Source organism: Proteocatella sp. QWL-06, assembly GCF_058684135.1.
On the sequence record NZ_CM178755.1, the window covers coordinates 1,571,703 to 1,585,875 of the forward strand.

7 protein-coding genes are annotated in these 14,173 nt (G+C 40.0%); 1 reads left to right on the forward strand and 6 read right to left on the reverse strand.

Features of this window, described 5'->3' with window-relative positions:
* Positions 1-38 precede the first annotated feature (38 nt).
* From mfd to glmU, 4 genes are all read right to left on the reverse strand, one after another.
* Positions 39-3,425 carry a transcription-repair coupling factor gene (gene mfd, locus AC4PGZ_RS07475; protein ID WP_492158010.1) on the reverse strand — a complete coding sequence of 1,129 codons (3,387 nt, stop codon included), beginning with the start codon at positions 3,423-3,425 and terminating at the stop codon, positions 39-41.
* 8 nt (positions 3,426-3,433) lie between these two features.
* The gene (gene pth, locus AC4PGZ_RS07480) at positions 3,434-3,994 is read right to left on the reverse strand and encodes an aminoacyl-tRNA hydrolase (protein WP_492158011.1); all 561 of its coding nucleotides are present in this window, start codon (positions 3,992-3,994) and stop codon (positions 3,434-3,436) included.
* Between the two features lie 68 nt (positions 3,995-4,062).
* The gene (locus AC4PGZ_RS07485) at positions 4,063-5,025 is read right to left on the reverse strand and encodes a ribose-phosphate diphosphokinase (protein WP_492158012.1); all 963 of its coding nucleotides are present in this window, start codon (positions 5,023-5,025) and stop codon (positions 4,063-4,065) included.
* Positions 5,026-5,055: 30 nt separating this feature from the next.
* Positions 5,056-6,393 (reverse strand): bifunctional UDP-N-acetylglucosamine diphosphorylase/glucosamine-1-phosphate N-acetyltransferase GlmU, encoded by a 1,338-nt coding sequence (gene glmU, locus AC4PGZ_RS07490; protein ID WP_492158013.1) that lies wholly within the window; start codon positions 6,391-6,393, stop codon positions 5,056-5,058.
* 337 nt (positions 6,394-6,730) lie between these two features.
* Here glmU and AC4PGZ_RS07495 point away from each other — a divergent pair, with 337 nt between their 5' ends.
* Positions 6,731-10,162 carry a pyruvate carboxylase gene (locus AC4PGZ_RS07495; protein ID WP_492158014.1) on the forward strand — a complete coding sequence of 1,144 codons (3,432 nt, stop codon included), beginning with the start codon at positions 6,731-6,733 and terminating at the stop codon, positions 10,160-10,162.
* A 226-nt stretch (positions 10,163-10,388) separates the two neighbouring features.
* Here the strand turns inward: AC4PGZ_RS07495 and AC4PGZ_RS07500 are convergent, their stop codons facing one another.
* Positions 10,389-12,092, reverse strand: coding sequence for an IS1182 family transposase (locus tag AC4PGZ_RS07500; RefSeq protein WP_492158015.1), 1,704 nt, complete (start codon positions 12,090-12,092; stop codon positions 10,389-10,391).
* Positions 12,093-12,234: 142 nt separating this feature from the next.
* On the reverse strand, positions 12,235-13,632 hold the full coding sequence (locus AC4PGZ_RS07505) for an ISNCY family transposase (protein ID WP_492158016.1): 1,398 nt from the start codon (positions 13,630-13,632) through the stop codon (positions 12,235-12,237).
* Positions 13,633-14,173: the final 541 nt, after the last annotated feature.

A 14,173-nucleotide genomic window follows, 5' to 3' on the forward strand; every position in this document is an offset into this window, starting at 1 on the left:
CAATCTCCTTAAATTCAGTTTTAAGCTATACCTTGTAATTATAACATCTTTTCAAGATACTGCGCTATGCTTTTAACCAACTTGTAATCTTCAAGCCTTCCAAAGTCCTTCTTTACGATCGTCTTTCCTTCCCTTGAAATGAATGAGACTGTACTTTTGTCCTTGACTATCTTTGCTATCTTCAGTTTCTTTCCAAGCGACCTTATATATGCGACCTCCAGGAGTGCGCTCACGGAGAAAGGCATGTCTGAGAAACGGTCTTCGATCTCAAGCTCAAGCTCCATCTTGTCCTCATCAGAGGATATGCTGGCGATTTTCTTGTATATCTCGATTTTGTCCATTTCGTCTTCTATATAGTCGTTTGGTATATATGCATTAAGCTTTATCGCAACCTCGGTCTCAGGAACGTCCTCTTCAACTGCCTCACCCCTTAGCTTCATTATCTCCTGCTCGAGCATCCTTACATACATCTCATATCCTATGTCAGCGATATGGCCATGCTGAGTCTCTCCCAGGAGGGTCCCTGCTCCTCTTATCTCGAGGTCTCTCATTGCGACTTTGAATCCCGATCCGAATTCGGTGAATTCTTTGATCGTCTTAAGTCTTTTTTCAGAAACTTCGGTCAGTACCTTGTCTTTTTCGTACATGAAGTATGCATATCCCTGCGTCGAGCTTCTTCCGACTCTTCCTCTAAGCTGATAGAGCTGAGAAAGCCCCATCTTGTCGGCATCATAAACTATCATAGTGTTGGCATTCGTTATGTCCATTCCGGTCTCGATTATCGTGGTTGAGATCAGCACGTCATATTCCTTGTTGGTGAAGCCGTTGATTATCTTTTCGAGCTTTCTCGGGCTCATCTGCCCATGCGCCACGGCTACTCGCGCGGAAGGAACTATCCTCCTGAGAAGCTCATACATCTTTTCAATTGTCTGTACTCTGTTGTATACGAAATATACCTGTCCGCCTCTGTACATCTCCCTCTCTATGGCATCTGCGATTATGCTCTCTCTCGCTTCCATTACATAGGTGATTATAGATTGTCTCTCTCTTGGCGGCTCCTCCAGAAGACTCATGTCTCTTATGCCGCTCAGAGACATATGAAGAGTCCTTGGGATAGGCGTAGCAGAAAGGCTTATTACATCTGAATTGGTCCTTAGCTTTTTGAGCTTTTCCTTGTCCTTTACTCCAAAGCGCTGCTCCTCATCCACGACTATGAGTCCAAGGTCCTTGAATTTTATGTCCTTTGAAAGCAGCCTGTGTGTGCCTACTACCACATCGACTTCTCCAAGCGCTATCTTCTCTATGATCTTCTCCTGATCCTTTGTCGTCCTGAAGCGGCTGAGGAGCTCCACTCTCACCGGAAAATTGGCGAATCTCTCCTTGATTGTGTTGTAATGCTGCTGACTCAGTATCGTGGTAGGTACCAGAAATGCGCACTGCTTTGATTCCATGCAGGCCTTGAATATAGCCCTTATGGCAACCTCCGTCTTGCCGTATCCTACGTCTCCGCATATAAGCCTGTCCATTACCTTGTCGCTCTCCATGTCATTCTTGACGTCCTCGATAGCCTTCAGCTGATCATTAGTCTCCACATAAGGAAAGTCATATTCAAATTCCTTCTGCCATGCAGTATCCGGAGAGTATCTGTAGCCCTTGGTATTTTCTCTTTTCGCATAGAGCTCCACAAGATCCTTTGCAATGAGCTCTACGATTTTCTTCGCCCTGGATCTCGTCTTCTTCCATTCGTTGCTGCTGAGCTTGCTCAGCTTTATTCCATCCTCAGCCGAGTTTCCTATATATCTCTGGATTTTTGACATCTGCTCCAGAGGAAGATACAGGGTGTCTCCTCCCCCATAAATTATCTTTATATAGTCCTTCGTTATGTCATCGAACTCTTTCTGCTCCACAGCCACGAACTTTCCGATTCCGTAATTCTCATGGACTACATAATCGCCGGGCTTGAGCTCTATAAAGCTCTCTATCTTGCTGGTCTTTACCTTTTCCTTGAATTTCCTGTCGGTGCTTTTGGATGTATTGAATATCTCGTTCTTGGTGAATATTGCCAGCTTCTGTTTTGAATATATGGACCCGCCTGCAAAATGCTCATCCGTGAATATAACATTTGAAGCCTCAGCCTCTGCGGTATCCATGTTTATCCTCACAGAACCGACGTTATTTTCCTTGAGCGCCTTCTGAAGGCTCTTTGTCAGCTCTTCGTCCTTCAGGGATATCACGCTCACATAGTCATTGCTTCGAAGATATTTTATCTCATTTATGAAATCGAATATCTTGCCGTTGAATACTCTGGCTTCCCTTGTTTCGATATCTACTATCGCATCGATCGGAAAATCCTTTACCGAGGAGGTTATCGTAGTATTGAATATATTATTCTTCTCTCTTATATTTTCAAGCGAGAATGAAGCAGGCAGGAGCAGATCGCCTTCTCTTTTTACGGCAAATCCCTTTTCGAGCGCCGACTGAAAGCTGTCACTGAACTCCTGGTGTATATTCTGAAACTTTTCTACTACCCTGTTTGGATCATTTATCACAAAAAGGGAAATATCATTTATATAGTCGAATATCGTGGTTTCTTTCTCATAGAAGTAATTTATATATTTGGATACTCCTTCAAAGTATATCCGGTTTTTTATTCTCTCAAGGTCAAAGGATATATCCTCACTGGTGTCTTTGCTTATATCTGACTGAATATCGCTTACCGCTTTCGTAAGATCCTGTGGATAAATAAATGAACGCGCAGGAAGGATATTCACTTTTTTTATCTTTTCTATGGATTTCTGTGTGAATATGTCGAAAGTCCTTATGGAATCTACCTCATCATCAAAAAGCTCGATACGAAGCGGATTCTCCGTGCCCGGAGTGAATATGTCGATTATTCCGCCTCTCATAGAGAACTGTCCTATTCCTTCTACCTTGTGCTCTCTTACATACCCGCTGTTTATTAATTTTTCAATCAATTTATTTTTGTCCAGCACTTCTCCATAGGCAATCTCCTGAGAGCTGCCGGTTATTATCTCTCCCGGAATATATTTTTTCATGAGCGAGTCAGGTGAAAACACTGCGATGTCATAGTCTTTGCCGGAAATCCTGTAAAGGCTTTCGACAAGCTCTGCCTCTGATTTACGATCCTTTGCCTCGACTGAATAAAACCTTATCTCATCACTCTGGATGAACAGGGACTTTATTCCTTTTTTGATCAGTGACTTATGAAGCTTTTGTGCCTCCGCATCACTGTGGGCCACGACCGCATGCCTGGTCCCGTTCCTGAGCAGATACGCGGACATATCTGCTCTCTGGGTTTCCAGAAGCCCGGTGACCAGCACTGATTTTTTGCCAGCCTCCAGATTCTCGTTTATGTTTCTAAATTCAGTTGATGAATCCAGTACTTCTTTTAAGAAATTATTCATTTTTCCCTCTACTTGTTGTACATGTTCATGGCTTTGTCAAGATTTGTACTTACAGTTTCAATCACGGCCTTCCTTGCCGTCTTTATTGATTCTATGACCTCATCTGTCTCTGTTTTGTCAAATCTGCTCAGCACAAAATTCGCAAGATCCTCACCATGCTTTGGTTTGGATACACCTATCCTTATCCTTGGAAAGTCCTGCCTTCCAAGAAGATATATGATGTTTCTCATCCCATTATGAGTTCCGGAGCTTCCGCTTTTCCTTATCCTTATCCTGCCTGTATCAAGGTCTATGTCGTCATATATCACTATCATGTTTGAAGGCTCTACCTTATAATAGTTCATGAGCTCTACTACTGCCTGGCCGCTCAGGTTCATGAATGTCTGCGGTTTTGCGAGTATTATCTTCTCAGTACCTATCCTTCCTTCTCCTATGAGCGACTTGAATTTGAGCTTGTCGACCCTGATGTCCAGTTCTTTTGCAATCTCGTCTATTGCAATAAATCCTACGTTATGTCTGGTTGTTTCATATTGCTTTCCCGGGTTTCCGAGTCCTACTATAAGATACATATCTGTCTCCTGTTTTTCTAGCTGAAAAAGAGCCTTAACAAGGCTCTTTCATATTTCTCAATTGTTCTTTATTTCTGTGGCTCAGGTGAAAAAAGCACGCTTACTGATTCACAGTCAAATATTTTCTCAATCGCCGATGCAAAAAGTGGTGCTGTCGAAAGAATCTTTATTTTTTCGATTCGCTTTTCTTCAGGAAGTGGTATTGTGTCAAGAACTATTACCTCAGTAAGCTCAGAGTTTTGTATTCTCTCTATAGCCGGACCTGAAAGCACAGGATGCGTACAGCATGCGTATATGTTTTTTGCTCCGAACTTCTTAAGCGCTTCTGCAGCATTGCAAAGAGTTCCTGCAGTGTCTATCATGTCGTCAAGAATTATAAGATTCTTGTCTCTTACATCTCCGATTATGTTCATTACTTCTGAAACGTTGTCCTTAGGTCTTCTCTTGTCAACTATGGCTATAGGAGAGTCAAGATACTGAGCAAAAGTCCTTGCTCTTGCAACACTTCCGTGGTCAGGAGATACAACAACAAGATCTTCTATATTCATCTTTTCAAAATGCTCCATTAGAATTCTTCCACCAAGAAGATGGTCAACCGGTATATCAAAATATCCCTGAATCTGATTTGCATGCAGATCCATAGTAAGGATTCTGTCAGCTCCAGCCGCTGTAAGAAGATTAGCTACAAGCTTTGCCGTGATTGGATCTCTTGCCTTTGCTTTTCTGTCCTGTCTTGCATAGCCATAGTATGGGATTACTGCTGTTATTCTTCCTGCAGATGCACGTTTGAACGCATCTATCATTATAAGCATTTCCATAAGATGTCTGTTGACAGGAGAACAAGTCGATTGAATTATGAATGCATCTACTCCTCTGACGCTTTCATTGATGTTTACAGAAATCTCTCCATCGCTGAATCTTGTAACTACAGCATCGCCAAGCTCAACACCAAGCTGAGATGCTATTTTCTGAGCAAGTTCCGGGTTGGAATTCCCACTGAAAATCTTAATCTTGTTGCCACTAGTATTCATTACTTCCTCCTAAAGATTATTAAGTTATATTTATTTGTTATTCCAATCTGCTTTATTTACCTGACGTCCTCTGGCTATCGCTAGAGAGTCCTTTGGAACATCCTCGGTAATTGTAGATCCGGCCGCTATGAATGAATTCTCTTCTATGGTTACCGGTGCTACGAGATTTGAATTTGATCCTACAAATGAATTGTCCTTTACTACTGTCCTGAATTTGTTCTTTCCATCATAATTGACGAAAACAACCCCGCATCCTATGTTTACATTCGAGCCTACATCAGCATCGCCTATATAGCTTAGATGGGATGCCTTTGAGCCATCTCCAAAGCTTGCATTCTTGAATTCGACGAAATCGCCTATCTTGCAGTTATTTCCTATCCTGCTGCCCGGTCTGAGGTATGCGTATGGCCCTACTGTAGTGCCGTTTCCAATCTGTGAGTCGATTATGGTTGATGACTTTACGCTCACGCACTCTCCAATGACGCTGTTCTCGATGACAGCATTCTCTCTTATCTCCGTATTGCTTCGGATTAAAGTGTTTCCTTTTATATGGCAGTTTGGATATATGATGCAGTCCTTTTCAATAATAACACTTTTGTCTATATAAGTACAGTCCGGATTTATCAAGGTAACACCATTTCTCATATGGGCTTCATTTATCCTCTTCCTCATGACTGTTTCTGCCTGTGCAAGCTGGATACGGCTGTTTACACCAAGTATGGATTCACTGTCCACTGCAAGCGTCGCTACATTATTATTTTTTGCTATATTCTCAAGCACGTCAGTGAGATAGTACTCGTTCTGGCTGTTATCAGTGCTCAGGTTTCCAAGCTCCTGCTTCAGCAGTTTTCCATCAATTATATATGTGCCCGCGTTTATTTCATTTATTCTCTTCTGAATCTCATCAGAATCTTTTTCCTCGACGATTTTTATAAATCTGTCCTCTGATTTGACTATCCTTCCGTATCCGGTCGGATCATTTACATATGATGTCATTATTACAGCCTGATTCCCCTGTTTTTTGAGGTCATACATCTGCTGAAGGACTTCCTTTTCTATAAGAGGCGTGTCTCCACATACAATAAGCACCTCATCATCGTCTGCAATGTGATCTATCGCCATCATTACAGCATGTCCAGTGCCCAATTGTTCAGTCTGATATGCATATTCAACGCTGTCTGCGAAATAATCTCTTATCACATCGCTCTTGTGGCCTATTACCACTACAGCTTCACTATTATCTATTTCTGTATTTCTGATTACGTGTTCAAGCATTGGAAGGCCGCATACTCTATGCATTACCTTAGGAAGCTCGGATTTCATCCTTGTTCCCTGTCCAGCTGCCAGAATAATTACTTTTAAGCTCATAAGAAACCTCTGTTTTCTATATTATAATTTCTTTTTAATCACAGCCATACTAATAATAACACTTTTTATCCTATAAGTACAAGTTTTTTCAACAGATTCATAATTTTTTATTTTTTCAACACAATTGAATGTCAAATTTCACCTTTTTCGTTCTTGCAGTAAAACCCATTATTCGGTCCTAACCACTGTTATACAGACATTTTGAAAGAAAAGCGTTTTCATAAAAATGCATGATTGACTATTTTAATCTTGCATGATATATTTATATAAAGCAAATATTATTCAGTAATTTAAAGTTTGATATTCATTTAACATAAATATAGGAGGTTTTTTACAGATGTCTCAAGAAATAAGGCAGTTTAAAAAAGTCATGGTAGCCAACCGTGGAGAAATAGCAATAAGAATATTCCGTGCATTAACCGAACTTGGAATCAGAACCGTAGGTATTTATTCGAAAGAAGACAAACTTTCGCTATTCAGGACCAAGGCTGATGAATCTTACCTTATAGGAGAGAACAAGAGTCCTATCGATGCATATCTCGATATGGAAGGCATAATAAGGCTTGCAAAAAGCAAGAAGGTAGATGCCATACATCCGGGATACGGATTTCTTTCAGAAAACCCTGTATTTGCAAAAATGTGCCGTGACAACGGTATTGCCTTCATAGGACCTTCTGTAGAGACCATGGAGATGATGGGCGATAAGATAAGCTCAAAGAGAATAGCAGATATATGCGGCGTTCCTACTATTCCTGGTACAAAGGACCCTATAAAAACGGTAGAGGATGCCATAAGAATCGCTGAGGAGATCGGATACCCTGTAATGGTTAAGGCTTCCAACGGCGGAGGCGGCAGAGGAATGCGTATCGTGAGATCAAGCAGCCAGATGCAGACCGATTTCCAGTCTGCCATGAACGAATCCATAAAGGCTTTTGGGGATGACAAGATATTCATAGAGAAATACCTTAACAGACCAAAGCACATCGAGGTTCAGATCCTGGGCGACTCATACGGAAACATCGTGCATCTTTATGAGAGAGACTGCTCTCTTCAGAGAAGGCACCAGAAGGTAATAGAATTCGCTCCTTCCATATCTCTTAAGGAAGAAACCAAGCAGAGACTGCTTGATTCTGCGCTCAAGCTTGCAAACCATGTGAATTACAAGAGTGCCGGAACGCTTGAGTATCTGGTTGACGATCAGGAGAACTTCTATTTCATAGAAATGAACCCACGTATTCAGGTAGAGCATACCGTTACTGAAATGATCACAGGCATAGACATAGTACAGAGCCAGGTGCTTATAGAAATGGGCCACTCCCTCAAGTCAGAGGAAATAAACATACAGTCCCAGGATGACGTAAAGGTAAACGGCTACTCAATCCAGTGCCGTGTCACTACTGAGGACCCTACCAAAGGCTTCATGCCTGACACAGGAAAAATCTCGGTTTACCGTTCAGGCTCAGGATTTGGAATACGTCTTGACGGCGGAAACGGATTTACCGGCTCAGAGATAACTCCTTACTACGACAGTCTTCTCGTAAAGACCACTTCATGGGACAGAACCTTCCAGGGAGCAACCAGAAAAGTAATAAGATCCCTCAGGGAATTCAGGATAAGAGGAGTAAAGACGAACACTCCTTTCCTTATAAACGTGCTTAACCACCCAAGCTTTATCGAGGGCAAATGCTACACATCTTTCATAGAAGAGACGACTGAGCTGTTTGACATAAAGGCCAGCAAGGACCGTGCAAGCAAGCTCATTAACTTCATCGGAAACGTAATCGTAAATGAGCGAGCTGCAAGCAAGTATGATGAGAACATGATTCATATACCAAAATTCGAACTGACTGAAAAGCCTGGCGCAAGAGATCTTTTCCTGAAAATGGGAGCAAAGGATTTCACTCAGATGATAAAAAATGACCAAAAACTCTATATAAACGACACAACCATGAGAGATGCTCACCAGTCCCTTATCGCAACAAGGCTTCGTACGCATGATATGGTAAAGATAGCGCCATATGCAAATGAAGTTTTCAAGGACACCTTCTCAATGGAGACATGGGGAGGAGCGACATTTGACGTTGCATACAGATTCCTCAAGGAATCACCATGGGTAAGGCTCGAGACTCTTAACAAGCTAATGCCAAACGTTCTTCAGCACATGCTGCTCAGATCTTCAAATGCAGTTGGATACAAAAACTATCCTGACAACGTGGTCGCCGAGTTCATAAAGCAGGCAGCAGAAAGAGGCGTTGACGTATTCAAGATATTCGACAGCCTCAACTGGATGGAAAACATGGAGCAGCCGATTGAAGAAGCGCTCAAGACAGGAAAGATAGTACACGGAGCTATATGCTATACCTCAAACATACTCGATCCTTCAAACACGAAATATACTACTGAGTATTATATAAAGAAAGCAAAGCAGCTTGAAAGCATGGGAGTTCACATAGTAGGAATAAAGGACATGTCCGGACTTCTCAAGCCATATGCGGCAAAAGAACTGGTCAGCGCACTCAAGAGCGAGCTGAGCGTGCCTGTCGAGATCCACACTCACGACTCTACAGGAAACGGCGTGAGCACAGTGCTCATGGCAGCAGAAGCCGGCGCAGACATAGTTGACTGTGCGATAGAATCCATGTCAGGACTCACAAGCCAGCCGTCACTGAACTCTGTTGTCGAAGCCCTCAGACATACACCAAGAGACACAGGCCTGGATATAGACAAGCTGAACGAGATAAGCGCATACTACCTTGGAGTAAGAGACATCTACTCGAAATTCGAGACCGAGCTCAAGACTCCTTCGGTAGAGATATACAAATATGAAATCCCTGGAGGTCAGTATTCAAACCTTCTCCCACAGGTTCAGAGCCTCGGACTCGGTGACAGATTCCAGGAAGTGAAGGTAGCCTTCAAAGAAGCAAATGAGCTCTTTGGCGACATCGTAAAGGTAACTCCTTCTTCCAAGATTGTCGGCGACATGGCGATATTCATGGTTAAGAATGACCTCAACAAGGACAACATAATGGAAAAAGGAAAGAACCTCTCATTCCCTGAGTCAGTTATAGAATATTTCATGGGCTACATCGGACAGCCTGAGGGCGGATTCCCTGAGGAGCTTCAGAAGCTCGTTCTCAAGGGTGCTACTCCTATAACATGCAGACCTGGAGAGCTTCTTCCTCCCGAAGATTTCAATGCTATCAAGAAGTATCTTGATGAGAACTACAACGGAAGAGGAAACTCAAGAAATGTAGTGAGCTATGCTCTTTACCCAAAGGTATATGACGATTACTGCAAGCACCTTGAGCTTTACAACGACATCAGCAAGCTTCCATCAAACGTGTTCTTCAACGGCCTTGATATAGGTGAAGAGGTAGATGTGGAGATTGAGCCTGGCAAGGTCCTCAACATGAAATTCCTTTCAATGAACGAGCCTGATGCAAACGGCATTAGAACCCTCAGCTTTGAAGTGAATGGTTCATCGAGAGAGATAGAGATAGTTGACCACTCAGTCGAAATAATCAAATATGATGAAAGAAAGGTCGACTCTTCAAATCCAAAGCACATCGGATCTCCGATTCCTGGAAATGTCGTTAAGATATTCGTAAAAGCCGGCGATGCAGTAGAAGCCAACAAGCCGATCATGACAATAGAAGCCATGAAGATGGAGACTACGGTTCTTTCAAAATCAAATGGAGTGATATCTGAGATACTCGTCAAGGAAGGCGATCGCGTTTCTGATAACCAGCTGATTGCAACTCTTGAATAATTTATATAAGTCAATAAATTCAATAAATCCTTCTTTTCAAAGGGGCTGTCGGAGAATAACGTTTTTTGACTCATAAGCTCTAATAATTAAAAATCCCAGATTATTCAACATCTACAAAAATGTAGAGAATCGAATAATCTGGGATTTTTTTGTTTAATTCAATATTTATTGTATGGCAAAAAAAGCCACTTGATATTTTCTCATGACTTATAAAAATCCGATAGGATTAAGCTGTTTTTGCTTCATAGGTCTTAATTATTTCTTTTGAGAAGCGATAATATTTATTTAAATTTCTGCCTATAGCATACAAAAAGAACTCTTTATGTACTTTTTCAGATGTCCGGTGATTAAATCTTCTAAAATTATCATTTTCTTTGATGTCTCCAAAATGACCTTCGGTCTGAATGGAACGTATCTGACGATACAAGATACCTTTTTCACTTTGTACATTATTATTGGACTCTGTCTTTAAGGTTTCCCAAAGCAGATTTATCTTCATAACTTTGTTTTTGTGGATATCTTTTTCTTCGTTGTATTTATACAAACAGTGTGGCTTAAACTCGCATCCGCTACAATCTTTGCAAGCGTAGACTTCGAAATTACTTCTGTAACCATTATGGTTTCTGTATTCAGAGCGTTCATATTGAAGTTTCCGTCCATCTTTACATATGAAATGAACACCGTTTTCTGTAATTATTTTTTCCATATTATAAAACTTGCCGGGATCGTTCTTGTACGCCCTGGTTTTCATCTTTTCATGCATTTGAAGTTTTATGTATGAATCTATGTTATTGTTTTTAAGGTAAACTAAGTTAGCTTCACTGGAATAACCACTATCGGCTGTTACTTCCTGCGGAAATTTTTTAAGATACTTTTTATGTTTTTCAAGTACAGGAATAAGTGTATTATAGTCCGTTCTGTCATTGCTGATGTAAGTATGGATAATAAAATAGTTTTCAACTGCAATTTGAACGTTGTATGCTGGTTTCAACTGTCCATTTTGCATATGATCATCTTTCATACGCATAAAGGTTGCTTCTATATCTGTTTTTGAATAACTATTTCTATCAGTTCCCATAAGCTTGAAATGTTCTTTATATTTCAATAGTCTTGTTGAAGCTTCTTCAATTGCCTCATAGAGTTTTTGCAGCTCGCTTTTTTTATTTCTCTTTCCATGAACAAATATAATTTTTTCTGCGTCAGCAATGCGACTTAAGTTTGCTTGAAGCTCAATTAATTTCAATGGAGATATATTGCCGATTTCAATGATTGAGTTGTTTGAAATCTTTTCCAGATTTAATGATTTTCGCTTTCTATTTCTAGCAATAATATCCTTAACTTTATCAATTCCTTCCACAACAAACATGGTTTCTAAAGGTAAGTTATAGTCTTTGTGATAATTTTGAGATTCCAGAAACTGATTATATCTTAGGTACAGCCTGTCAACCGTATCCAGAAGTCCTGCTAAATGATAATTTACAGTTCCTCTCCATACAAATGTATATCTATTTGCATTTGCTTCAATTTTAGTGCCGTCAATAAATAGGGTTTTTAAAGTAACGAGTCCCTTCTTTTCTAATATTCGTATGAACTGGTAATGAAGATCTTCGAGTATTTCCTTTGTTAATTTTTCATTTAAGAAAGCATAGAAAGTATCTCTTTGAGGCTTTTCGCCTTTTGTCAGCCAAATAAAGGCTATATCTCTTTCACAAAGTTCTACAATGCGGTCAACAGCTCTAATTCCTCTCATATTTGCGTAAAGCAATACTGCAAATAACATAATAGGGTTATAGCCTTTTCTTCCCTTGTTTGAGTATCTAGCCAGCAAGCTAGAAAAATCGAAATCCTCCAATATATTTATTAGGGTATAGACTGGATCGTCAGCAGATAAACCTAAATTGTAAAAATTAAAATTAATAACCTGTGTCAATCGTTTTTGAAAATGTCCTAAAAAAATCTGAACATAAGCACCAGGAAACTGGTGCTTAATTCATCATTTAATTTGAGTAGCTTTGCGTAGCAACATTGTTTTTTGAGTAAACTTAACAAGCCTCTGAGAAAAGAATTTCTCTTTAAGCTACAGTTGTTCTGTGTGACTGTTTTTTCAAATACTTCTCAAAAGATTCCCGCTTCCAGGGATGGCTCATTGGTGGAATGTACTTCTTATTTGGCATAGCTGGGATTTTTACATAGTCAAATGCTTTTGAAGATGGCCTGTGGCAGGGCAATAATTCAAGGGCATATACCTGTTCACCAATGCAGCTGTATAATTCTCCACTAAAGGATTTAATTACCATTGATTTAGTACCTTTTCGATGATGTACTGCAATTCCATCGCCGTTAACGGGAATATAGTATTTGTTCTGGTACTTCAGGCAACTCCCGCTATCTATCGTGCGTGAAGACAGAACCGATAATGTAAGATTGATTTTTTCATTATCAGGTTGCGTTTCGAACACGGATTTGATATTATCAATAGGTAGGGCAAACTGCCTATTGAATTTCTTTATGTAGGAGTTTAGAAATTCGTTTGCTTCATCTATTGAGGAAGCATTTGCTAAGCGCAGTTCTACAGGAAGGCGGGATTGGAGTGTGCCAAACATTCGTTCAACCCGCCCTTTTGCTTGCGCAACACTTGATGTACGAATATCTATTCCAAGCTGTTTACAGGCGTAGCCGAACTGTGTGAATGTATCTTTTTCAACTGCAGTTTCATTTTTCTTTTTGTATTCAAATACAGTGCGTTTATCTGTGAAAAACTGATAAGGTATGCCGTAAGTCGTTAAAATCTGGTGAGTAACATTGTAGTAGCCGTTTAATGTCTCCTGCTCATCAAAATATGCTCCAACAATTTGTCCCGTCGCATCATCAACAGCAATGTGAAGATGTGTTTTTTTATGTCCAAACCAAAGATGTACAGAAGCATCCATCTGGATCATCTCGCCGAAATAGGCGCATCTGGGATGTCTCGGGTGAGCATCTTCAAGGTTCAATATTGAACTTTGGATAATTGCGGATTTCTTTTTTGACTTAGTTTTTGACTGAAGGACCTTTAATTCTTTTTTCATAGCTTTTTTTGACGATCTGTTCGCCTTGGGAGAAAGAATAAATTCCTTCCTGAGTATTGAGGATATAGTGCTTACGGATACAATTATGTTCTCATTTTCTTCAAGAAGCTCTGAATAATGGGTAAGGTTACAGTCAAAGTATTTGTTTTTATACAAGTCCAGAATGAGCCTTCTTTTGTCTGACTCAAAAGCTGTTGAGGGCTTTCGCCCACGATTACCATGAACAAAAAAAGCCTTTCCTTCATCCTTGTATCCTTTGATCAGACGATTGATATGACGCTCAGAGCATCCAATCTTCAGGGCAGCCGTTTTCTTATTGCCATTTGTCTCAATAACCTTCTTAATGATTTCATATCTTTGGTTCTCATTCATTGTAAGTATTACCTTTCTAATCTCGTCCACCTCATTTCTTATGTTATGAGGTTTATTATATTACATATCGTTTTATTGGGACATAATCACTTGTGATATATTAGGACATTATCATATATGAATCATAATTGTAAAAATTAAAATTAATAACCTGTTGTCCTTTTTCAAAAAATTGGTTATAATATTGTATCATAAGTAGTTATATTTTATAATATAACGGAAAGAGATGGCAATATTATTTTGTCATCTTTTTTTTGCATTAAAAAAAGCGAACTAGTCGCTTTTTTCTTTGGGGGTTATTTCCCGACAGCCCCTTTTTTTGTCAATCTTCGAGTGTTTCTGTTATGAACATATGTGTTTGTGGTATAAACAAAATAGTATTTAAATAATAATAGAAAAGGAGTTTGGATGATGGAAAATCAACAAATCGAAAAAGTCACATTCGATCGAGTCTTGGTAAACGGTAAATAGTCGGTACCTTAAAATAATCCTTCGGATATGAGATAATCTCATTAAGTAAATCTAGTTAGCTTTAAAAACTCCAATTTGCGATTTTTTAAAGTTTTTAAAG

Bases quoted from the DNA above. Each gene is read 5' to 3' on its own strand.
- mfd (WP_492158010.1), bottom strand. From the start codon at position 3,425: ATGAATAATTTCTTAAAAGAAGTACTGGATTCATCAACTGAATTTAGA.
- pth (WP_492158011.1), bottom strand. From the start codon at position 3,994: ATGTATCTTATAGTAGGACTCGGAAACCCGGGAAAGCAATATGAAACA.
- AC4PGZ_RS07485 (WP_492158012.1), bottom strand. From the start codon at position 5,025: ATGAATACTAGTGGCAACAAGATTAAGATTTTCAGTGGGAATTCCAAC.
- glmU (WP_492158013.1), bottom strand. From the start codon at position 6,393: ATGAGCTTAAAAGTAATTATTCTGGCAGCTGGACAGGGAACAAGGATG.
- AC4PGZ_RS07495 (WP_492158014.1), top strand. From the start codon at position 6,731: ATGTCTCAAGAAATAAGGCAGTTTAAAAAAGTCATGGTAGCCAACCGT.